Origin of the sequence: Desulfosporosinus nitroreducens (assembly GCF_023897015.1) — a bacterium.
GTDB lineage: Bacteria > Bacillota > Desulfitobacteriia > Desulfitobacteriales > Desulfitobacteriaceae > Desulfosporosinus > Desulfosporosinus nitroreducens.
The window spans coordinates 195,206-218,176 of sequence record NZ_JAMHFY010000001.1; the positions used below are offsets into that span (position 1 = coordinate 195,206).

Annotated in this window: 24 protein-coding genes; 4 read left to right on the forward strand and 20 right to left on the reverse strand. The window is 41.6% G+C overall.

The window, feature by feature from the left end; translation table 11 throughout:
* Positions 1-9 precede the first annotated feature (9 nt).
* The gene (locus M8E35_RS01150) at positions 10-1,251 is read right to left on the reverse strand and encodes a LytS/YhcK type 5TM receptor domain-containing protein (protein WP_252466877.1); all 1,242 of its coding nucleotides are present in this window, start codon (positions 1,249-1,251) and stop codon (positions 10-12) included.
* Between the two features lie 175 nt (positions 1,252-1,426).
* Positions 1,427-1,891: a hypothetical protein gene (locus M8E35_RS01155; RefSeq protein WP_252466878.1), complete on the reverse strand. Its 465-nt coding sequence runs from the start codon at positions 1,889-1,891 to the stop codon at positions 1,427-1,429.
* A gap of 175 nt (positions 1,892-2,066) precedes the next feature.
* On the opposite strand from M8E35_RS01155, the gene M8E35_RS01160 reads away from it, so the two are divergent.
* On the forward strand, positions 2,067-2,579 hold the full coding sequence (locus tag M8E35_RS01160) for a hypothetical protein (protein ID WP_252466879.1): 513 nt from the start codon (positions 2,067-2,069) through the stop codon (positions 2,577-2,579).
* Here M8E35_RS01160 and M8E35_RS01165 read toward each other — a convergent pair.
* From M8E35_RS01165 to M8E35_RS01200, 8 genes are all read right to left on the reverse strand, one after another.
* Positions 2,574-3,347 (reverse strand): pseudouridine synthase, encoded by a 774-nt coding sequence (locus tag M8E35_RS01165; protein WP_252466880.1) that lies wholly within the window; start codon positions 3,345-3,347, stop codon positions 2,574-2,576. The two genes, M8E35_RS01160 and M8E35_RS01165, sit on opposite strands and share 6 nt — an antisense overlap.
* Positions 3,334-4,794, reverse strand: a complete 1,461-nt coding sequence (locus M8E35_RS01170; protein ID WP_252466881.1) for an ArnT family glycosyltransferase — start codon at positions 4,792-4,794, stop codon at positions 3,334-3,336. Before M8E35_RS01170 ends, M8E35_RS01165 begins: the two co-directional genes overlap by 14 nt.
* Positions 4,779-5,579, reverse strand: a complete 801-nt coding sequence (locus M8E35_RS01175; protein WP_252466882.1) for a glycosyltransferase family 2 protein — start codon at positions 5,577-5,579, stop codon at positions 4,779-4,781. Before M8E35_RS01175 ends, M8E35_RS01170 begins: the two co-directional genes overlap by 16 nt.
* A 49-nt stretch (positions 5,580-5,628) precedes the next feature.
* On the reverse strand, positions 5,629-6,168 hold the full coding sequence (locus M8E35_RS01180) for a spore maturation protein (protein ID WP_252466883.1): 540 nt from the start codon (positions 6,166-6,168) through the stop codon (positions 5,629-5,631).
* Positions 6,165-6,746 (reverse strand): nucleoside recognition domain-containing protein, encoded by a 582-nt coding sequence (locus M8E35_RS01185; protein WP_252466885.1) that lies wholly within the window; start codon positions 6,744-6,746, stop codon positions 6,165-6,167. The genes M8E35_RS01180 and M8E35_RS01185 overlap by 4 nt, the downstream gene beginning before the upstream one ends.
* A 98-nt stretch (positions 6,747-6,844) precedes the next feature.
* A complete protein-coding gene (gene ytfJ / locus M8E35_RS01190) occupies positions 6,845-7,288 on the reverse strand; it encodes a GerW family sporulation protein (RefSeq protein ID WP_252466886.1) in 444 nt (147 codons plus the stop codon).
* Positions 7,269-7,940: a DUF2953 domain-containing protein gene (locus M8E35_RS01195; RefSeq protein WP_073030268.1), complete on the reverse strand. Its 672-nt coding sequence runs from the start codon at positions 7,938-7,940 to the stop codon at positions 7,269-7,271. The genes ytfJ and M8E35_RS01195 overlap by 20 nt, the downstream gene beginning before the upstream one ends.
* 564 nt (positions 7,941-8,504) lie before the next feature.
* Complete coding sequence (locus tag M8E35_RS01200; RefSeq protein WP_252466887.1) at positions 8,505-9,104, reverse strand: DNA-3-methyladenine glycosylase family protein; 600 nt, start codon at positions 9,102-9,104, stop codon at positions 8,505-8,507.
* Positions 9,105-9,373: 269 nt separating this feature from the next.
* Here M8E35_RS01200 and M8E35_RS01205 point away from each other — a divergent pair, with 269 nt between their 5' ends.
* On the forward strand, positions 9,374-10,315 hold the full coding sequence (locus M8E35_RS01205) for a DUF4474 domain-containing protein (protein WP_252466888.1): 942 nt from the start codon (positions 9,374-9,376) through the stop codon (positions 10,313-10,315).
* Between the two features lie 176 nt (positions 10,316-10,491).
* Here the strand turns inward: M8E35_RS01205 and scpB are convergent, their stop codons facing one another.
* The 9 genes from scpB to M8E35_RS01250 all read right to left on the reverse strand — a co-directional run bounded on the left by scpB (position 10,492) and on the right by M8E35_RS01250 (position 19,452).
* Entirely contained in the window at positions 10,492-11,040 is a 549-nt protein-coding gene (scpB, locus tag M8E35_RS01210; RefSeq protein WP_252466889.1) for an SMC-Scp complex subunit ScpB, read from the reverse strand.
* Between the two features lie 6 nt (positions 11,041-11,046).
* Entirely contained in the window at positions 11,047-11,814 is a 768-nt protein-coding gene (locus M8E35_RS01215) for a segregation and condensation protein A (protein WP_252466890.1), read from the reverse strand.
* Positions 11,814-12,788, reverse strand: a complete 975-nt coding sequence (gene trpS, locus M8E35_RS01220) for a tryptophan--tRNA ligase (RefSeq protein WP_252466891.1) — start codon at positions 12,786-12,788, stop codon at positions 11,814-11,816. Before trpS ends, M8E35_RS01215 begins: the two co-directional genes overlap by 1 nt.
* Before the next feature lie 66 nt (positions 12,789-12,854).
* A complete protein-coding gene (locus tag M8E35_RS01225; RefSeq protein WP_373887411.1) occupies positions 12,855-13,457 on the reverse strand; it encodes a site-2 protease family protein in 603 nt (200 codons plus the stop codon).
* A 62-nt stretch (positions 13,458-13,519) separates the two neighbouring features.
* Complete coding sequence (locus tag M8E35_RS01230) at positions 13,520-16,069, reverse strand: CBS domain-containing protein (RefSeq protein WP_252466893.1); 2,550 nt, start codon at positions 16,067-16,069, stop codon at positions 13,520-13,522.
* A gap of 181 nt (positions 16,070-16,250) precedes the next feature.
* On the reverse strand, positions 16,251-17,243 hold the full coding sequence (locus M8E35_RS01235) for a toast rack family protein (protein WP_252466894.1): 993 nt from the start codon (positions 17,241-17,243) through the stop codon (positions 16,251-16,253).
* Positions 17,240-17,713, reverse strand: coding sequence for a PspC domain-containing protein (locus tag M8E35_RS01240; protein ID WP_252466895.1), 474 nt, complete (start codon positions 17,711-17,713; stop codon positions 17,240-17,242). The genes M8E35_RS01235 and M8E35_RS01240 overlap by 4 nt, the downstream gene beginning before the upstream one ends.
* A gap of 139 nt (positions 17,714-17,852) precedes the next feature.
* Entirely contained in the window at positions 17,853-18,194 is a 342-nt protein-coding gene (locus M8E35_RS01245; RefSeq protein WP_252466896.1) for a hypothetical protein, read from the reverse strand.
* A gap of 97 nt (positions 18,195-18,291) precedes the next feature.
* Positions 18,292-19,452, reverse strand: coding sequence for an LCP family protein (locus M8E35_RS01250; protein ID WP_252466897.1), 1,161 nt, complete (start codon positions 19,450-19,452; stop codon positions 18,292-18,294).
* A gap of 268 nt (positions 19,453-19,720) precedes the next feature.
* Here M8E35_RS01250 and M8E35_RS01255 point away from each other — a divergent pair, with 268 nt between their 5' ends.
* Positions 19,721-20,152 carry a hypothetical protein gene (locus tag M8E35_RS01255; protein WP_252466898.1) on the forward strand — a complete coding sequence of 144 codons (432 nt, stop codon included), beginning with the start codon at positions 19,721-19,723 and terminating at the stop codon, positions 20,150-20,152.
* 118 nt (positions 20,153-20,270) lie between these two features.
* Here the strand turns inward: M8E35_RS01255 and lysA are convergent, their stop codons facing one another.
* Positions 20,271-21,605, reverse strand: coding sequence for a diaminopimelate decarboxylase (gene lysA, locus M8E35_RS01260; RefSeq protein ID WP_252466899.1), 1,335 nt, complete (start codon positions 21,603-21,605; stop codon positions 20,271-20,273).
* Positions 21,606-22,089: 484 nt separating this feature from the next.
* Between lysA and M8E35_RS01265 the strand changes: the two genes are divergently transcribed.
* Positions 22,090-22,905 carry a hypothetical protein gene (locus M8E35_RS01265; protein WP_252466900.1) on the forward strand — a complete coding sequence of 272 codons (816 nt, stop codon included), beginning with the start codon at positions 22,090-22,092 and terminating at the stop codon, positions 22,903-22,905.
* Positions 22,906-22,971 lie beyond the last annotated feature (66 nt).

The following is a 22,971-nucleotide window of genomic DNA, read 5'->3' on the forward strand; positions in this document are numbered from 1 at the left end:
ATTACTAACTCAACTTTCGCACCGCAGTTGTGCGAATAAAGCCTTGATATAACTGGGCAATTCACTAATCCAGTTGTGTAGTTGACTAAGCGATTCTTTGTTCTTGGGTTTATTCGGTAGTAGATCGAGTACAAATGCCATCAATTGGCGCAAGGCTGTTTTTAAGTCTAAATCCATGACTTCATCTGCAAAAAGGTAAAACAATCCTCCCAGTGAGCGTTCATCGTTATTTTGTCTACGTTCCCACTCAAGGATGAGATAACGAGTAAAGACGATTATCGTGTGGCTAATCATCATATCGAATGACCGTCCTTGGAATTCGGTACCCAGTTTTAAGTGTGATTTAGCCACCTTGAAAAAGGTCTCGATACCCCAACGCATCCCATAAATCCTTATAATTTCAGCATTATCTAATGCAAGATCTGTCGTTAGAATCGCCAACCAATCTCTGTGGTTGTTCCGATTCTGGACGAAGACAATCTTAAGAGATAACCCTGTTAAGGTTTGAACACGGACTGAACCCTGAATTTCTGCTTTATGGTTTTTGGGGATTTTAGCATAAAGCTCACTTAGACTTAATGCATTTCCCTCGCGAAAATAAGGCAACGTCATATCGGCAATTTGTAAAACATTCTGAGCTTGAATGGCGGCAATCTGCTCCTCTTCAGGATAAACTGTTTTGACAATTAATAGAAAAAGACCCACCCCAAGACCATTGAATATCATCATTGGCATTGCAATGACCCTAATAAAGTTCCATGCTTCAACGAAAGGACGAGCAAGCATAAGAATTATTATCATTTCCAAAATTTGAGCAATTACCCCGAGCCCTATACCAACCTTCCAATCGCAGGCTTTTTCTCTTGCCAGCCAATAAACTAACCCTCCCAACAAGCCCTGAATTATGGGCGATACTGCACAAGCTAAACCAGTAAATCCGCCATAGAATATATAGAGGTGTAATCCTGTAATAGTGCCAACCCCTAATCCTACCAGAGGTCCGCCGAGCAACCCTGCACTTACTGTTCCAATTGCGCTCGTATTAGCCATAGCACCATGTATTGAGACCCCCGAATAAGTTCCTGCCATAGAAAATACTCCAAAAACAATAATCAAGGTCAACCTCTCACGTTGGGTTATCTGGGAACTCAAATATTTACGAAAGACTAGACTCTTCGTCATCAGTAATCCTACTGTAGCAATAATGCCAAGCCTTTCAGCTAATTCCAATAGTAAATCAATAGGATTCATCCCCTTTTCACCTAGGCAAACAAGTTTCTGGGCCGGGACATTTTGTATCTGCTGTTTTGATCGAGAGGGTGACCAAGTTAAAAGAAATTCACTGAATGACAGGCTCAGCGATTTTGCCCTTCTTCGAATAAATCCCTATCATTGCAGTTTAATGATAGGGATTTATTAATGATAATTAGCGTGAATACTTTTGTTCTAGCATTCTTAACTCCTGCTGAAATGATTGACTAAGTCGAAATAGTAAACGCTCCATATCCAATCTGTGAAGAGATATGTTTTCAGGGCTTAAAAATTCAATTTTGCGGAACTCTGGTTTAATCAAGAGAGGGAGCAAATCATCGATATTCTCAATACGCAAAGTTAGAATGATCGGAGCATAGGCAACCTCATGGTGTCGGCGTCCATTCTCTTCTGATACTGTATAAACATCTAAACTTAGATCAACATCCTCAATAATGATTCCTTGAAGCGGCACATTGCGAAGTAAAGCAACTTGTTGCTCTCGCATTGTTTCAGCCATTATTTCCTTACTCTTCCCTCCAAAGAAAAAGCGTCCATTTTTTGATTCACCGCGAAAATCCACTCTAATCCGTACGCGAATGTGTTCTGTCAGGAGCTCATTCCCAATCCGAATCTTCATTACTGGTTCTCTCCGTTTCCCCATCTTACTACATTCTGTCTTTTTATTTCATATAAATTAAATATTCTCCATAGATTTGATTTTCTCCTGCAAGCCTTGCTTTAGGGTTGGAATTTGTGGACATACTAAGAAAACTTCAACGGGTATATATGCATTTAAAAGGAGGATAAATTACATGCTAAAAACAGCCGTTGCTATTTTCAAAGGCTCTCAACAAACCAAGGAGGCAATTGAAGAAATTCAAGGGGAATCCTTGGCGAATAGTAAAGTATCCGTAGTGGTTCTAAGTGAATACCTCCATCAAGGTCAATACCGTGAAGAAATTGCTAACGAATTAGCCTATTATCCGAGCGAACCCTTTTTCGACAAATATCATACTTGGCTAGTTCAAGCTCCACCGTTTCTCGTACCCAATTTAGGGGAAGTAGTTGTCGCCGGACCTCTAGCCAGTCAGCTCATGCATCAACCTCAAGGTCGCGGGCTTGCTGAGGTACTACTTAGCTATGGTCTTTCTGAAATTCGCGCACGCCATTATGAACATGAAGTGCGCACGGGGCATTGGTTTGTTCTAATCCAAACAGAACACGAAAAAATTAATGGGGTTACTAATACCCTGCGCGGCTATGGCGGAAGAGATATTGAGAAATGGAATAAGGAACTGGATCATCCTACTTACCCTAAATCATAATCCTGCTTTGGTTCGCAATTCCTGGATTTCCTCTTTGGTAAGAGCTCTGTAAGCACCGGGACGAAGAGTATTCCCTTGGCTAAGTGAACCGAAGCGGACCCGCTCAAGCTTAAGTACAGGATATCCGACAGCCGCAAACATCCGACGAACTTGGCGATTTCGTCCTTCATGAATTGTCACTTCCAGGATTTCTAAACGATCCGATTTAGACTTCTCGGTACTCTTTTTAGGAACACCGCACACAACACGCTCTACAATAGCTGGTGCGGTGTTCCCATCTTCCAGCAGTACACCTTGGCGCAAATTGTCAAGAGCGCTAATACCAACTGGACCTTGTACCCAGACACGGTAAGTCTTCTCTACTCCATATGAAGGATGCATCAAGCGATGGGCCAATTCCCCATCATTAGTAAGCAGTAATGCGCCCGACGTGTCATAATCTAACCTTCCAACCGGGTAAACTCGTACAGGAACTTCCTTCATTAAATCAATAACAGTGGGTCGCCCTTGTGGGTCATTTACGCTGGTAATTACACTAACCGGTTTATTAAGAAGATAATAGTGCAGTTTTTCAGAGCGTTCGACTGGCTTTCCATCGACTTCAATATAGTCATCTGTCCCCACTTTATGCCCTAAGGCAGAGATCTTTACTCCATTTACACTTACTCGACCTTCTAGAATAAGTTGCTCAGCATGTCGCCGCGAAGCCACCCCAGCTTGCGCTAACACTTTTTGCAAACGTTCTCCACTCTCTTTATCTTGAGCCATATTTTCCCCTTCCTAACTGTCCGCTGCTAGTATTTAATTCCTTTGTGTCACTAGCTTTGTCTAAATTACTTAAATCATATATGCCGGGGCCAACCTCTGGATAACTATTCTGAACTTTTCCCCAAAATTGTTCGCTCTGTGTGCTATGAGGAAGATGAACAAGGTAATCCCCCTGTAATCTTTGAAGAACTTCGAAGGCAACTTCAGTATCGGCTGGGTCTAAACGAAATCCAACCCTCTGTGCATAATAAAACGTCATCGGCGGCGAGTCGCTTAATACCAGGATGCTTGATGGTACAGTATGCTCTTTAATCCACTTAGCTTGACTGAGATATTCCTGATTCCATTGATACTTTGGAGCCAAGTCAGTATAGGAACCTTTGTTGATTAACACCAGGAAGACAATACCAATCGCCGTTCCTGGCAGGGAGGGTATCCAGTCAAGGGCATAAGCACTCAATAAGGCCGCTAAAGGTAAAATAGGCACTAAGTAATAATCTAAAGGAATACGGGCACAAACTATTCCAATATATAAAACACTAATCCCACACCAAGCCAATAGGGCCATACGCGCCTGAGAGCGAAAAAAGAGGATGCGGAGCATCCCAGCTCCGGATAGAAACAGGACTATCTCAGTAAATCCATCTTGAATATTTTTTTTCAATATCTCCCAATCAAAGCTTGTTGCATTGACAACTTGTCCAGTCAATATTCCTGATACAAATTGACTGGAAGAAGCAACGTTAAAATGTACCCATAAATAATATACCAATGGCGGAATAAGCACAATCATACTGTAACGGATAAGTTGCCCTATCCGGCGATCAGTAAGCGGCCAAAAACCCAGCAGAAGGGCAACGGGAAACAACATAAGCTGAGGAAGCTTAGCTAGTATTGCCCCAGCCATCACCAAGCCTGCTTGCCAAATCCCGCTCTCCTTTTGAGCAGTCCTCCATCTCCAGATCATTGCTAATGCCCAAATGCTCCAGGCTTGGGCCATAGGTTCGGGCATAACAACTCGTCCATAATAGATTGACAAAGGGATTAAGGAATATATTGCGGCCGCAAAAAGCCCAACCCTGTCGGAGAATATATTTCGCCCCAAATTATAAATTCCTGCCACTGTAACCAAGGATAAGGCGACCGACCACAAACGTCCCCAAAGATCCGCCCAACCAAAGATACTCCAACTCCAAGCCAAAAGATATGGCAAAAAGGGAAATTCCAACTCAACACTTTGGGGTATCACTCCGTCGTAATTAAGTTGGGGTATGAAAACATTCGGAAAATCCATTAAATGACCTATCATATGGGTTGCCATACTTGCAGTATCTGCCTGCCTCCAGGCCTGATCATCTAACAACGGATTCGTAATTCCGCGTAAACGGAGCACTAAGGCAATAAGCAAAATCATTGCCAAGAGTATACGGTTTATTCCTCGGCCCATTCCACGGTACTCCACTTGTTGCGTTTCAACTGATATATGAGTTGTAAATATCCCCAAATCGTTGCTCCAATTCTCATTTTACTGGCACCTTTTTTTAGTTCATAGTGAAGTTTTAAGGGAACTTCGGTGACACGCTCTGCGAAAGGAGCAACTTTTAGCAATAGTTCAACCATCCCAGAAAAATTCCGACTCTTAATGATATTCGGTCCGTATTGTCGGGTTCCCTCGGCCAGCAATCTGAGTCGATATGCTCGATATCCACATGAATAATCCCGAACTCCCTTGATTGGTGCAAAAAACCGCATGACTCTTCCGGCTCCCCAAGACAGTCCTCTGCGCCCAAACGAAAGTCCGTGCTGCTCTCCGCCTTGAACATATCGTGAAGCAATCACTAGATCTGCACCTGAACAAATCTCATCATACAATACGGGAATACAGTCTGCAGGTTGAGTATTATCTGCATCCATGGTGATAACAATATCAGGAGAATCTTGTTTTTCAGAAGTGAGCTTGTCCGGTGAATTGACTTGATAATTATGATTTAAAACGTATTGGAAACCACTGTTTATAGCTGCCCCTAACCCTTGGTTTTGCTCATGATTAACTCCGTGCACGTTGTCATGTGTTTGGGCGTAATTCTGAATAACATCGAAAGTACTATCAGTACTTCCATCATTGACAACAACGATTTGGTGAGGAATAGCCGCACAATTTTGATTTATATCTGCTAGTAATTCTGGAAGTGCTTGGTCCTCATTATACGCCGGTAAAACAATATATAACATACTAACAATGCCCCCTTTCGGTTCATTGTTAGTATGCACAAAGTACGTGTCAATAAAACACTTTAGTAACTATCCAGACCGAGACGATCAATCCAATGATATCCGCCAGTAATCCTAATTTGAGTGCATAACGATATTTTTTGATTCCTACCGAGCCAAAATAGACTGTTAGCACAAAGAATGTGGTATCTGTACTCCCTTGTAAGGTTGACGCTAAACGCCCGATGAAGGAATCCGGTCCATATTCATTGATTAGTTGCGTTGCTACTCCTAAGGCTCCCGATCCACTTAGAGGACGCATAATTGCTAAAGGAATGATGGCAGCGAAATCGGCCTCCAGTCCTATTAGGGCAAAAAGCGGTTGCAGCCAATGCGACAGTATATTAAGAGCACCGGAGTCTACGAACACTCTAATTGAGACAAGCATCCCAATTAAGAACGGCAGTATCCGCACACCTGTCTTAAAACCCTCCTCCGCTCCCTCTACAAACGACTCATAGACAGGAACCTTTCGAAGGTAGGCTATCACTGGAATAAGTAATAAGAGAAGGGGGATTGCCCAACGGGATATTTCTGCAATTACGTTCATGTCTTCCTCCTGCGACGTATAAAGTAATCCACTAAAATCGCCATGAACATAGCACATCCTGTCGCGACTATAGTCGTCCCAATAATTTCAGTAGGATTGACTGAATTTGCTTTTAGTCGCACTCCAATAATCGTTGCCGGGATTAGGGTAATACAAGAAGTATTTAGCGCTAAAAATGTAATCATGGCAGGGCTTGCCACATCAGGTGTAGGATTTTCCTTTTGGAGTTCTTGCATGGCCTTAAGTCCAAAGGGTGTTGCTGCATTACCTAACCCCAAAATGTTGGCGCTTAAATTCATAATAATAGCACCCAAGGCTGGACTATCAGGTCTAAGAGATGGAAACAGGCGCCGAATTGCTGGCCCAAAAATACGCGCAATCCCTTTAACTAGACCAGCTTCCTCTGCCAAGCGCATAAGACCCAACCATAAACTCATTACACCGATTAGTTCAATTGCAACCTCCACTCCGAGTTCTGCAGCCTTCATCGCAGATATTGTAACATTTTCAATGTGACCATTAAACGCAGAGACGATTATTCCGATCGCCAACATTAAAAGCCAGATGAGATTAACCATTTCCCACCCCCTGCCTAAAATGTATGAAAGGGACAAACAAAAAAGAACGAGATATCCCGTTCTTTCTGCTTGATCCATATTCTTAGATTGCGACCTGTCTAGTCGCGGGCAATAATAATCTCGTCTGTAGTTCTCTTTTTCTTTTGAAACATACCTGTAATTCGCTCTAATAGATCTGGAACAGTATCAATCAAACGGTCAACTACCACATTACTATCGACAGGAAGAAGTCGAATGTTTCCGTTGCCGACAACCAAAAAGCCTACTGGCTGCACTGATACTCCTGCTCCGGCACCACCGCCAAACGGCAGAGCTGGACCTTGACCCGGCGTGCCTCCTCCAGAATTTCCTCCCTCTTTGTCATCAGGTGGAGCAAATTCACTGCCGCCTGCTGCAAAACCGCATGAAACCTTGGAAATTGGAATAATCACCGAACCGTCCGGGCTCTCAACCGGGTCGCCAACTATGGTATTAACGTCGACTATTTGTTGGATACTCTCCATCGCGGTTTGCATTAATGATTCAATCGGATGATTCCCCATGCATTGTCTTCCCCCTTATACCCCGCTTAAACGTTCGTAATAATCTCAGTCCTACGAAAATAATATGGCCTATTCTTAGATGGAATATGCATTGAATATCACAAAAGAAACCCTCTTTTTTAAACTGGGGAATTACTACTATTGCTGGAGATTGCACTTCCATCGTCACCTGTCTGTAAAGGTACGAGAAAGCAAACCCAAACATGGTCCAAAAAGATCCTGCTGCGATAGCTGTATGACATGCATCTTTGTACCCAATTTCTACTCGCCAATTGATCGACTTACAATGAATCCCTCGATAAAACTGTCTCTTAATGCGATTTATGTGCTTCAACAGCATGGGAATGTTCTGCCACAGCCGGCTCAAAAAGCCGCGCCGTATATAGCGGATACGTGCAGTAGTCTTAGTCTTACGAGTTCCTCCTTTTGATTGTGCAACCTGTTCGAATTCAACCTGTGGTCCTTTTTCCCACTCTAATTGAAGGGTTGGAATCTGATAGTTTGCACGCCATAATCCTTTAAAAGCACGAAAATCAATATCAATATGATCTTCTTCTTCGATACGACGGTATCGAAAATCTACTTGTACTTTTAAAACAAAGCTGATTAGCAGTAAGATAACCATAGCGAGCAATAACGCTAAAACTCGCACCTAAACCCCTCCGTACTCCATTCATCATCCTAGATACTAAGCTAAAGAAAACTTGGCTAGCACCAAGACTTCAGTCGTGGGCGATCGCCTTAGTTGCACTGATATGCGCTGGCCATGACTCGAACAGAACGTTCGAATTAGATCGCCGCCATGAATGGCAAGGCGCCGTGATAGCCGAGTGTCCCTGTGGCCAAGGATGGCGAGAAGGGACCTTCAGAAAGTATCTAACGGATAGTTATACTTCTGTCTAGTGCTAAAAGGATAAGATTCCCCATTTAATGCGTAATTATGCAATAAGCAAAACAATCTTTCTGTTTCGCTATTCACGAGAGGAAATTATCCCCTAACTATTACCCGTATTTTAACTCAAACCTACAGAAACTAAACTGTGCAATAATAAATATAGGAGATTGAGGGCTTTATTTAGGTCAAGAAGGGTTGATTCCGGTACATTTAGTTTTCTAGAGCCTGGGTGGTTCTTTTTCGGCATTTTTGCAGCATTTGGAAATGCTTGGAATGGTGGGAAACGCAGAAACTTATTTAAACTGAATCGGTTAATAACATTCACACCGAAAGTGCCCATAAATATAATGATGCCACAGAGCCATAGGGAGAATATCTTTTTCGATACCCCTCGAATTTTTCCTTAGGGAGTTCTTTAAGTCCATATAAGTTCATCATTCCTCTACAGATCGCTAAATCTTTGAAGCTCAACACATTTGGACGAGAGAGTGAAAAAATAAGTAACATTTCGGCAGTCCAAACTCCCACGCCATGTAACGAGGAAAGCGTTGCGATAATTTCTTGATCAGTTAGTCTATGAAGTTCATTAAAATCTACCTTCCCCGAAATAGCTGAATCTGCTATTCCTTTTATGTATCCAGCTTTTCTCTCAGACATTCCGCACCCTTGAATTTTAGACAAATCAATCTGAGCAATTCTTTCCGGTGTTATTTCCTCTAGCAGCGTGAGCAATCTGTTCCACACTGTCTCTGCAGCTTTATTTGAAATTTGCTGACTGACAACGCTCGAGACAAGTGCAGTAAACGGATCAGGTGTGATTTCCCGTTTTATCATACCAATTTTATCAATAGCTGCCCCTAATTTTTTGTCCTTGCGCTTCAAGTAATCTATTTCCTTTTGTCCATAGGCGAAAAATTGCATTTTTCTGTCCTTTCAATCTCACGCTAATTATTCATCTCGTGCGACAAGCAGCAACAGACCTCTAGACTCCCCTGTCTCACCAATTAAGTGCAATATAGCAATGATATTCTACTTCATCTGCAGTTATCCTTCTAAAGCTATACCATCAGTCATCAACTAATTGAACATCTTCTGCCTCCCGTTTGTCAAATTTTGTGTTTAAACAAATTTGACAATTTATGCACCATTCTATACATTGACCCAATAATATGTACTAAGGGGGGATATGTATGTCCGTTCAAATAAAATCTCAAGGCGAAATGTCAATTAGCAAAAATGTTGACAAGGTCGGCTTTTTAACTCAGGAAACAGATAACTCTGAATTGGATAAAGTAATTGAAATCGCAGGTTATTCCTATGATTCAATTCAGGATATTTTCTATTCCATCATGAATCCCTGGCAGAGAAGTATTGGCTACTGCCGACTTTTTGATGAAGCGGCAGCGCCACTGGGAATGATCATCGACTGTGAACCTATTCATTTCGAATACAATGAGAGAAAATGGATGATTGGATTTTGGAAAGGTCAGTATGACTTAGTCACCGGGGGGGAAATAGGAGTTTATACCGGGGCGCTGGATTTAAAGATACCAGGCTTCTTTACAGGTACCTTTTATAATTGTGCAAGCGATGCCGACCTGTTGCAGATGTCCTTTGTCTTAAGGAAGAACGGAAATGTACTATTCACGCGGGAAGGAGAACATTGGTGGTTAACCGGTTTTAAGCTGGGTGAATTCTCCGAACCTTCAGAGTTAACAATGGATATCAACATTACCTTAAAAAACAAGCTTATGTGTGATGCCTTTATAGGGGGTCTGCGGAAAACGGGATATTCAGCTAATGATTTTTCAATTGATGGAAACTCAGTAAGTTTTAGATTTGCTACTCCACATTCAACGCAGCCTATTACTCGTACTAACTCAACTGACAGGATTATTCAAAGGAAAAACGAACTGCTGTGCGTTAAATATCAAGAGATTACGAAAGAGTTTGACAGCCTCCAGGCTAAAGTAAAAGCTATTGAGGAACAGGCCCCTGAACTATATCAAAAAATTCTTAAAATAGGGAAAGCAAAACCATTACTCGAAGTCTATGAAACAGTTTTAGTTGTTATTATAGTTGCAGTCGGAACCTATCTGGCATCTCGAATAATCCTCGATGAAGGTAATTGATACTTTTTACAGCGTCATTGGCAGATAGCAACAACTTCAGTCTGATAACAGATGTAGTTGTATCCTATGCAACCAAAACCATGGCCTTTGGTACAAGAAAAAATTCTTTTGCCTTTTTCTTAACATAATAAAAGCAATCTCCAATTAAATGAAGATTGCTTTTATTATGTTTACGGCTATTCTTGAGCGCTCGCCACCTCATCATCACTAAACGATCCTGCTTCTAAGTCTGGCATATCCTCTAGGGAACGCAAGCCAAAATGAAGTAAAAACTGCTCTGTCGTGGCATAAAGAATGGGTCGCCCCGGTCCATCCTTGCGACCTACATCTTTCACCAGACCTTTCTCAACTAGCGTTGCTAGGGCGCGATCAGATTGAACTCCTCTGATGAAGTCCACCTCTCCTCTCGTCACCGGTTGCTTGTAAGCAATGATAGAGAGCACTTCAAGCGCTGCATTGGAGAGAGCTTGTGCAGGTTGTTTATACAAAATTTCTATATAGCGTGCTACCTTGGGCTTCGTACCTAGTTTAAAGCCACCATTAATCTCTAAAAGGGTTAATCCGCAGGAGTCTACAGCGTACCGAGTACGAAGCTCATAAAGAAGCTCTTTGATCATCGCTAAGTCTAACTCCAGAATCTCCCCGAGCAATTCTGGTGTCAGCGGATCCTTCGCAACAAATAAAAGAGCTTCTAAGGCAGCCGTTTCCGCTTCCCTAAATAGCAATTCTATCTACTCCTCTTCCGTGAATTCCCAGGCCTTTTCAGTTGGATATAACATGATTTCGCTAAGCAGTGTCACTTGCTCAGCGCGCACCTTTCCAGATTTCAAAAGTTCTAACAACGCCAAGAAAGATACAATCATTTCCATGCGCGTTCCTATTCTCATGAGCTGGTTAAAACGAAGCCCCTTCGGATGAAGCAAAACACGACGCAAAACATCTGCAAGCATAATGTCAATCGCAATTTCGTCCGGTTCAACGTATCTAATTTCTTCCCCTTTTTCGGCACGTTCAATTACTCTGCAAAACGCTTGCCATAAATCATCAAAATCTATCCCCTTAAGAGGATCTTCCGGTTTGACATCGGTCAATAACCCCTCGACATTGATTTCGCGATAATAGGATCGTCCTGATGAGGTTTCCAAGTTCTCAAGTACTTTAGCCGCTTGTTTAAAGGCCCTGTAAGCCAGTAAGCGTTCAACCAGTTCCTGTCGTAAATCTTCCTCCTCGACCGGACTTTGCTCACTTTTTGGGGGTTTTGGCAAAAGCTCGCGTGATTTAATATAGAGTAACTGAGCTGCAAGCACCAGAAATTCTGTGGTAACTTCCATGTCCATAGATTCCATTTGGCGTACAACTTCCACGAATTGGTCAGCAACTCGTGCAATCGGGATATCATAGATATCCACTTTTTCTTGTTGAATAAGAGTTAACAACAAATCAAGCGGGCCCTGGTAGGCAGGAAGTTCGACCTGAGGACCAGTGTTTTCACGTTCCATTACAGCCCCATGACGCAACGAACTTCTTTCATTGTCTCTGAGGTGGTTACCCGCGCACGCTGGGCACCTTCTTCTAAGACCTTTTCCACTCGACCGGGCTCTTCCCAATAAGCACGCCTTTCTCTAAAAGGACTTATTAACTTCTCTAAATTCTCTGCCAGATGCCGTTTACACGCCACACAGCCCACTTTTCCTGCGCGACATTTTTCTTCTACCTCGGCAACTTCCGGAGTGTAGATTTTATGGAATTTATCCACGACACAAACTTCTGGGTGACCCGGATCATCTTTACGCAGCCGAGCTGGATCTGTTACCATTTGTTGCACTCTCGTCTTAATCTCCTCAGAGGAAGCCGTAAGGGATATGGCATTATGATAACTCTTACTCATCTTCCGCCCGTCAACCCCAGGCAAGAGAGGTACTTTGCCCACAAGATCTTTAGGTTCGGGAAACACTGTTCCATAAAGATGATTAAAACGTCGAGCAATCTCCCGGCAAAGCTCGACATGCGGGATTTGATCTTCTCCGACAGGCACCACATTTGCTTTATAAACCAAAATATCTGCGGCCATTAAGAGAGGATACCCTAAGAATCCGTAAGTTCCAAGATCTTTTCCCTGTTGGCTTAATTGTTGAATTTGATCCTTGTAGGTTGGTACCCGTTCCAGCCAAGATAAGGGTGTAAACATAGAAAATAGCAAATGAAGCTCAGCGTGTTCTTTGACCGCAGACTGTAAAAAGATAGCGCTCTTTTGAGGGTCAATTCCCACACTGAGCCAATCTAAGGCTATCTCCCTCCTTAAGCTGGAAAAGTCTAATCTGTCTTCATACCCAGTTGTCAAGGCATGCAAATCTACGATCGAAAAATAGCTCTCATAATCCTCCTGTAAGGTCACCCAGTTCTGAATCACACTCAGGTGCCCAATATGTAATGCCCCTGTCGGACGCATTCCACTAAATATTCTTCCCTTCATATTTACACCCCTTTTGTAAATCTCTGGTCACTCTTGACCAACAACTTCCAATTTCGTCTATCACCTTTACCCTAGAAATGGGGTTAATATCAGCAGAATAATTTTCTCATAAGCATAGAATATCCCATTCACTGCAGGATAAAGTACTATTCCGAGAATATTAGTAAAGAGAAGAACGATTAGAATAATCATACCATACTGTTCAATTAGCTGTAACTGGGGATCGTATCGTTCAGGCAATATCCCTCTGAGAACGCCAAAGCCATCAAGGGGAGGGATGGGTAAGAGATTAAAAATTCCTAAGCCAAGATTCATCCATACGGCAGAGTAAAATACAAGTGAGATTACATCACTCCACTGCGAACCTTGAACTCCAAGCATGGTTAAATACCATAACAGCATTACCACAAAGGCCACGATCAAATTCATGATCGAACCAGCTAAAGAAACCAACATTTGTCCGCGGCGCTTATCCCCCCGGTAATAGTGAGGATTTGTCATAACGGGCTTTGCCCAACCAAATCGATATATGAGCGCCATAAGAGTCCCAAATAGATCTAAGTGCACGAAAGGATTTAAGGTTAAACGCCCCTGACTTCGCGGTGTCGGGTCTCCTAAACGATCGGCAACCCAAGCATGAGCAAACTCATGAAAGGCAAACCCGATCATCAAAGCAGGAATATTTGCGATAATAGTGGTTATATTTAAATCGAACAAATCCCTACCTCCTTCTAACGCTGGGTATTAACCCACTGACGAGCCATTCCCTGCTCTTCTTCTAGGGTGCTAATTCTGCCCTCGAGCCAAGCCATTCGTACTCGATCTAGAATTTCTCCGATTTCTGGACCTTGCTTCAAACCCATCTGTAAGAGAGCCTTTCCATCAAGGGACATGTTAATTCTTTGACCAGCCTCAAGATATTCCATTATTCGCACTTTAAATCGTTCATCCCGCGCTAAAACAATCACAACTTCCTTGGGGGCCTTGTTTAACAAACGGTCCATTTCGCTTATGGTTAAGCGCTCCATTAATGATTGACGCAATTGTACATAGGCAATTGTTTCATCCCGAAGGGATTTATTTAAAATCACTCGTTCAAGCAAGGTGCCAATTTCGTAAAATTTCATTTGGGAGACAGAGACTAGCCAACGCATGTTAATTGACCAATCCCTGCTGTTCTCCGCATCATCCAAGTTAAAATTCCAAGCAAGCTCCTTGCCAAACCACGCTTTAAACAAGCCGCTCTCCACTAAAATCTGACCCATCGCCAGATAGTTAACCTCTTTAAAGATGAGTAGTACCTCTTCCGTAAAACGTTCTACACTGAGCTTAGAAAGGACACCTGTCTCTATCGCAGTATGTAACGCATCTAGAGTTTCTTTAGCAAACTCAAAATGATAGCGTTCAGCAAAACGTATTGCTCGAAGCATTCGAGTAGGGTCATCTATAAAACTGATATTATGCAGGAAGCGAATTTTCCTTTGTTGCAAATCTTGCTTACCGCCATAATAATCAACAAGTTCTCCGAAACGCTCAGTATTCAGACAAATCGCCATCGAATTAATCGTAAAATCCCGTCGAAACAGATCATCCCTCAAACAAGATTCTTCCACTTGAGGAAGTGCTCCCGGAAAAGAATAATGTTCCCATCTCGTACTGGCTATGTCAAGATGACTTCCATCGGGAAAAATAATCTGAGCAGTTCCAAACTTTATATGCTGCGTCAGCTTTCCATCCGGGATACGCCGCATCAGTGCCTGGGCAAATTGACCGCCGCTGCCTTCAACTACAAAATCTAAATCCTGGGTAGGGACGGAGAGCAATAAATCTCTGACAAATCCTCCCACGATATAAACTGAACACTCTTCTTCCTCGGCAGTTTCGCTCACCGCTTCAAGGAGATTTTGAACTTCCTTAGGCAGGCGTTCTATCAAATCCAAGATGTCCTGACGCATGGCAACACTGCGATCTCGTGCAAGCTGCGTTTCGATAGGAACTGATCCGCCGTGAACCAGACGTAAAACGTCTGACCTGGAAACGATACCAACGAGATTCCCATCTTCCACAACAGGCAGACGTCCGATATCGTGTTGGACCATCAGGCGCTGAACTTCATCCCACGGTACATCAGCCTCTACGGTAGCAACCTTTGTGGTCATAAAACCTTTTACCGGTGCATGTTGCAGTCCATGTTTGATTGCTTTATCGACATCACGTCGGGAAATAATCCCTACTAAATTCTTATCTTCTGTGACAGGTACTCCTGTGTGCCCGTAACGCAATAAAATTTGTTCCACTTCACCTAACCGTGTCTCAGGAGAGACAGTTTTAACCGGGAAGCTCATGATATCTCTAACAAGATGAGGACGTTTAGCGCAACTCTGAATAGCCGAACGCAATTGCTTCAATATGTCGGGGAGTTCAGCATCCTTGATGGTTGCAGAAGCAGCTCTCTCATGTCCTGCACCGCCAAATAACTGAACTAATCCATTGACAGGTAATCCTCTGCCCCTGGAACGGCCTACTATGTACACCCTGTTCTCCATCTTAACCAATAGAAACCAAGTTTCGGCGCCTTCAAGTTCACCCACTCGGTGAGCTAATAACGCAAGACCTCCTACATAGTCCTTAATCTCAGCATACGAGATATATACGGCTAATCCATCAAAAAACTCCGTTTGTCCTTGATCTAACAATTGTTGTAATAGTTCTTTCTGCTCCTCAGCAAGCGGTCGACGTAAATTTTTAGCGATTACTCCCAAGTTTGCCCCTTGCTCTAATAAATAAGCCACAGCGTGAACATCACGAACTGTGGTATTATCAAACAATAAGCTCCCTGTATCATCATAGATCCCAATGGCAATTAACGTTGCTTCAAAACTGCTTAAGGGCAATCCAAGTCCAGCTAGTTTTTCAACTAAAAGAGTAGCACACGCCCCGACAGGCTCGATAACCATACCCTCTTTGAGCTCACCCGCATAGGGATGGTGATCATAGATCTCCACCTCAATTCCAGGTAGTCTAGCCACTTTTTCCCCTAAAAATCCTACTCGATGAAGTTCATGGGTATCTACTAAGATAACCCGAGAAACCTCTTCCAGATTAATATCCTGAGCTTTACGAAACCTCAATTGATCTCTTGATAACGCCAAAAAATCTTGAACAAAGACGTTCGGTTTCCCGTCCATGACCAAAACGCTGTTTGGATAAATTTTCTGGGCTGCCACCATAGATGCTAACGCATCAAAATCGATTTGGCGATGAGCCAAAATGATATCCATTCTACATCCTCAATCTCCTATCCTTATGATTATCTTTAAATTATACCATCTTTAGCCTATTCACAGCAACTTGTTGGTTACAGTCAGAACTAAGCAAGCTTGCAGATATTGATTTTAATAAAGAAAACTTGGCTAACGCCAAGCCTTCAGACAATAGCAACTATTCAATTCTGATAAGCCACTAAAGTATACTGTTTGATGGCCTCTCCAATCGCAGGGTTCCAGCCGCGGTGGAAATTTCTAAGTCAATTTTGCTCTTAGCTTCTGCATAGTTTGGACTAACCCAGTCTTTGTCCTCTAACAGTAATCCCGAGCCCATGAAATTCGTACTAGTGGCCACTCCGTTTAAACGAATCTTTAAGCCGGTTGCTTCAGGGACAACCAAAGTAAGCTTAGAGGCGCCACTCTCAATTTCCCCGTCGGTCGCACTTCCCAAGTCACCAAATTGAATTTTTAATTCGCTGGCTCCAGTACTAATTTTGAATTTATCCACGAAGAGTTGGCTTAAATTAATATCTCCGTTGATTGCTCCGGCTTCTATATCAAAATCATAGTGTACTTTCTGCGAAAGGTTTAGCGATATATCTTTAAAGTTGCGTGTCCCTATTCCTGGCGTTGATGAGGAAAGCTTAGCATTTATGGTATCTCCTGATTGCTCAATGACTATGGGCGATCCGTTTACTGTCGGGGCTGAACCTCTGCGTTCCCACCTGTAACTCCCCGTCATAAGTTGCGCTTGGCTTTGGTTGTTCTCTAATGCCTTTACCTGAAATTGAGCTCCCCCTAATTCAAGATTTAACTGTGCTTTTTTGACCTCTGAAGGCAATGGGACGTCTATTGATCCGGATCCTCCTATCCTGGCAGGTACCTCTATTGCTTCAGCCTCTCTTAAATTACTATGAAAACTATTATACAGTCTCCAAGGTACGGGCTTATCCCCCACAACTAGTGAATACCCAACCATACTCAAGAGAAAGATTAACAAAATGGCACTGAGGGGAATCCTCCGGTTAAACAGCAAGCCAATTCCGGCCAAAATAAGAATTAAAGGCCATAAATCAAGGACGTGTGCCCATAAATTCCAAGATAAGAACCCATAATTAAGCAGGAAGAAGATAACTCCCATTGTAATTAGAAGCAGTCCTCGACTTACGCTATCAAAGACTCTTTTCATTTTCTTCCCCCCCGCACAATAATAGCGAGCCCAATAAAGATAAGAAATATAGGCCACATTTTACTCATATCGAACCAGAATGGAAACCAGCGTTCAAGTAAAAATACCAGTCCTAAAACAACCAAAACACCACCTGCAATTTTAGTGCGATTTTCATGACTCTGCTGATTCTGGTGATTTTCTGGTCTCCCAAATTCCTTAGTCGCCTCGTCTAAATCATCGACCAATTCCTTAACGCCATCCCCAACATCATGTTTATAATTCCCTGGGTATCCACTATGCTCTGTCGGATTAAGTGGAATAATCACCCAGGCTACTAAATATGCCAGAAAACCAACTCCCCCCGCAAACAAGGCAATTAAAGCAATGAGCCGCACTAAGATGACATCGACTCTAAAATAGTCTGCAAGTCCCCCACAAACTCCTCCAATCATCTTATCTCTTACCGATCGATAAACTCTTTCAGGCATTTTTTGTTTCCTCCTTTTTATCACTAAATTTCTCTACACTCTTCTTACGTTTGAAGGGAGCGAAATGTTTCACCCAAAAATAAAAAAAAGAAGCATCAAGCCTATGATGCTTCTTTTATCATTCTAAATCTTTGTCAGATTAGATGTTCTCATTAATCTCTTCCGTTGCTTTTTCAATCTCCTCAGGAGACATTCCACTTTTACCCAAATTGAATTTGATCGCATCAGCCCAAAACGCACATTTTGAACTCATCTTTTTGAATGCCTTTGCATTAACTTTACTCTCTTTTGCCCTGGCATCCGCATTAGATTGTACAATTGAACAAATATAAAGAGCCTTTACACGATCATCATTATTAAGGTCATTAAATTTCAGATTTAGTTCCTCAATTAGGGTACGATAATATTCGGAAAACTCATCAAAAGGAATTTCCGTTTCCATGTGCAAGTATTCTTTCAACTTCTCAAGCAACTTATCCAATGTTCACCCTCCAAAAATTTAACCTACTAAATTAATCTTATATAGTATATAACCGTTTAAGTTAAATGACAAGGGTTACACTTATTGAGCTAACAAACTAAGTCTGCTGAAAAAATACAGATGTGGTTTTCCCCTCTTCTATAAGCCGTTTAACCACGGAATGTGACTTCAGGGGATCCACTCTCCAATAACTAATATCATCTTCGATAAGAAAATTACCCGGTAAAGTCTGGGATATAATCTCAGGGTTTTTAAAGCGATTCATAATATTTGCCAGTGACCATAATTCACTTACCGAAAGATCTGTTTCCATCGATTTATTCAGCTGAGAAATAAGCCCAGGCAATTTTGGTAAGGTCTTAACTTGAAACAGCTCCTTTTGCATAGCTTTAAGAACTGCTTGTTGCCGGGATGTCCTTGATATATCTGCCAAAGCATCTTGACGAAACCTGGCATATTGCAAAGCCTGTGTCCCATTTAAGCGTTGCGTTCCTTTTTTTAGGTTGATAATTCCATCTTCTGCGTCCCCGGTAACGTAATACATATCTTTTTCAATTGTTAGGGTTACCCCCCCTAATGTATCGATCATTGTCTTAAACCCTTTGAAATTCGTCAGCACATAGCCGTCTATTGGCTGGCCTGTTAATTCTTCAACTAAGGCCTTAGTAGTTTTGAGTCCTTTTCCCAGGCGCGCTGCAGCATTAATTTTTTCCTTTCCATAGCCGGGAATATTAACTTGTGTGTCCCTTGGGATAGAAATCAGAGAGACTTGGCCGTTTACAGTATTGATATTGGCGACTAATAGAGTATCCGTGTTACTAAAGGATTTTTCACCTGGTCTCTGGTCCACGCCAACTAAAAGCACTGTGAAATGCTTCTTATTAATAGTGGAGACAGTCTCTTCATCATTAAAATCATTTGAACCATTAACTGTCTGAGCTTGATCAGAATTATTGGATTCAAAGTCATTTGTATCATTTGCATTGCCGATATTTTCAGTCCCTTGCTTATTTTCAGTCTCCATAGTTTCCTTAACGATTTGATCCTCGCTTTGTGAGGTATCGTTTTCAAGCTGGCTGGATTTTGTCTCCATCTTCGCAAGAGTAATGGGGATATTTTCATTTCCATTAATAAACTGATTCACTAAGAGCTCACCTATAACGAGACTAATACCTAGAAATAACCCGAGAAGCATAGGTTTTTTGTAGGCCCTAATGACCCGGAAAAGCGTTTTGATATGATTCTTTTTTTCCTGCATCAGAGTCCACTCCATTCTAAAACTCTTTTCCTTAGCATCAAACAATCCCCTCTGAAATATTCTCGATAAAACACAAAAAGACAAAAAAAACGCCTCACAATTAGGCCCAATTTTTGCCTGCCAACTTATTGGTTATATATCCTTCTAAAAATGTAGCATCACGAAAAAATATACATATAATACCAATACAAAACGTCTTCTAGACATATAACCTTTAATCCATCGCCTTAAAATTAACCTGATGTTCTAACGAAAGGGGGAGACAGCCTTGAATCATGGATATTCTCATCATCTCTATACACCTGTAATGAGAAATCCTTGCCTCTTCCATCAAAATACCATTCGTCCTACCCCCACCTATTATCCCGCTCAACGACCCTCTTCATCAGTGCTCAATGCATATCCTCCCACTCCTGCCCTCTATACACGTCAATCCTCATATATCGGTCAATCCCCTATGGCCTATTTACCACATTCCTATTCTAATTATCCTAATTTCCAGAGATCCCCTGTCCCTCCCTCGATTCCCTTCTCTTCATATTCTATGCCTGCCTTTTCTTATGCACCAACATCTTCATCTAAAGGTCTAACCATCATTCTTATCGCTACTCTTGTATTGGTGGCTCTCGACCTTGTAATTGTTCGTCCACAAAAATCTAGGGCAACAGTTCAAAGTTCGGATACGGAATTTCACCCTTAGCATATATCCCTCGGATGATATGAAAATTTGAATAGGTGCCATTAGATATACTATCTGACTAATAAAAAAGGACGTATTACGCATTATCAACGCGCATACGTCCTTTAAGCTGTAAAGATTATCGACTGGCCATTTTTACATGCTTCAACCGTTCTGGCAAAACATCATTCCTCAACAGATCCGAGTGGGTTTCACGTTTTACAATTACATCTGCCTGACCATCCTTCACTAAAACCACTCCAGGCCGTGTAAGCCGATTGTAATTGGAAGACATGGAATAATTATAAGCACCCGTAGATGTAACCGCCAATAGGTCACCTGAGTTCACTTTAGGCAAATCAATATCCCAAATCAGCATATCGCCAGACTCACAGCATTTTCCTGTAATAGACACAGACTCAGTTGCTTCTTCATTGGAACGATTGGCTAGGATTGACTCGTAACGTGCTTGATAAAGGGAAGGCCGAGGGTTATCTGTCATCCCTCCATCTACCGCGACATATTTACGAATTCCAGGAATTTCTTTAATCGAACCAATCGTATAAAGGGTCGTTCCTGCCGTCCCCACAATCGAACGCCCCGGCTCAATAACAATTTTAGGGCGGGGGAAATTTTGACATTGACAAGCTTCGTTCAGAGCATCCTTTACCGTTTTGGCATAATCCGAGATTTTGGCAGGTTCATCTCCAGAAGCGTAGTATATTCCGAATCCTCCGCCAAGATTCAATTCCTTGAGCAGACAACTCGTCCGCACATGGGTATCTGCCATATACTTGATCATAATCTGAACTTCATGCCGGAAGGAATCTAATTCAAAGATCTGCGATCCGATATGAGCATGCAGCCCTTTAACCTCAAGATTAGAGTAACAAAACGCTAAATCGAGTGCCTGGTCGGCAGTTCCGTTAGATAAGGTAAAACCAAACTTAGAATCGATCTGACCAGTCTGAATATATTCATGTGTATGTGCTTCAATTCCTGGGGTTATTCGAAGAAGAACATTTACTTGTTGATTCATATCTTTAGCCAGATCATTTAATACGCTCATCTCATAAAAGTTATCTATGACAATTCGTCCAACTCCAGCGTTAATTGCCATTAACAATTCTTCGCTTGATTTATTATTGCCATGAAAATAAATATGTTCAGGTGAAAAATTCGCTTGAAGTGCCGTATAGAGTTCTCCCCCTGAAACGACATCTAAACCCAAGCCTTCCTCATCAATAATTCGACACATAGCCAAGGTCAAAAATGCTTTGGATGCATAAATAACCTCTGTATTTTCCATACCTTTAACAAACGAACTATGATATTGTCTGCAAATGTCACGAATATGGGCTTCATCCATGATGTATAATGGAGTTCCAAATTGGCTGGCCAGCTCTACAGTATCACATCCGCCTATTTCCAAATGGCCCCGCTGATTAAAGGTTTGTGTTCCGTGCAGTCTCACGCTTTTTCCACCTCTTTCTTACTCAATAATGTCTCGACCCTCTCCTCTCTTATGGGCAGCTGGCTCCCCACACGTTGTTTATCTTTCCCATCGCGTGACAGTTCTGTAGTTAAATTCTGTTTTCGCCCAAATCAACTTTAACTAGGTCCACTTATATTCTATGATGTTAAAACAAATCCTGACAGCTTGAAAGTGTCAATGCTTATGAGTACGAAATACGATCTGAAATTTCATTTGTATTTCTCAAATCTTTTCTCGATCTCATTTGCAGCATATATACTCACCTCTCACTCAATGTCATTATTATGTCATCATAATGCTCCAACTTCAATATTGGTCGTCCCATGAATCAAACCACATCTATGGAAATTACAAGCAGGGTTATGTCTTTTAAAAATTATTGCAGAGGGGTATTGATGGGCCTGTCTTACAATGATATTATAATGTAGTAGATTACATTATTATACAGATAAGGAATATTTTTATGAGAAAAAGAGATAGTTTAGGGGTAGGGTTAGAATACAAAATTGGATTTGTCTCAAGTCTCTCAGCAACAGTCATTTGGATTCTCCTTGGAAGTTTATGGTCATTAATAGCTGCGAATATCATTTCGTTATTACAAAACAAGGTTGTTTTGCCATGGCAGTACTTTGTTGCAGGAATATCTATTGGAGTTGCATTAACTGCTTCTGTTGTATTTTATAAGGATAAAACAAATAAATTTAAGCCTAAATTTCCTTCACTTTCAATGGACTATATGTACAAAAAAATTGATACTGAAATCCACTTTATAACGCGAGAAGAAATCACCTATACCTCATGTTTTAATATCCTCGCATTAAAAGAAATCAAAGGCATGAAACGCACTCATGAATGGACAGGAACTACTATAAGTGAACTGCCAATTATTAAGTCAAAAACAAGCAATCATAAAGTTGAGCTGTGCAAAGACGAGCCAAGGAAAACCATTAACGTTATATTTGAAGTACCTCTACAAAAAAATCATAAGACCGATTGTATACTAATGTACGAATTAGGCGATTCCTTGCGAAAAATGCAGCCTTTTCTGGGTCATGTTGTAAAAAACCCTACTGAAAAGATCATTTTGAGACTTTGTGTTCCTAAGGGAATGGTAACTAGTGTGAAAAAATGTATTTATGCTGATTCTTCTGCTCAAATTAGTTTATCACTGCCTCAAATAATAAATCCTCGTTATATTGGCAATATTGAAATGTATGAATGGGAAATTGATAATCCAAGTTTGTTATATTTTTATAGAATGAACTGGGAATTTGTTTGATCTGTGTGTCTCTAACTGTATGTCACTAAAAAAAGCCAGAGGCATATTATGAAACAAAAAGTATAA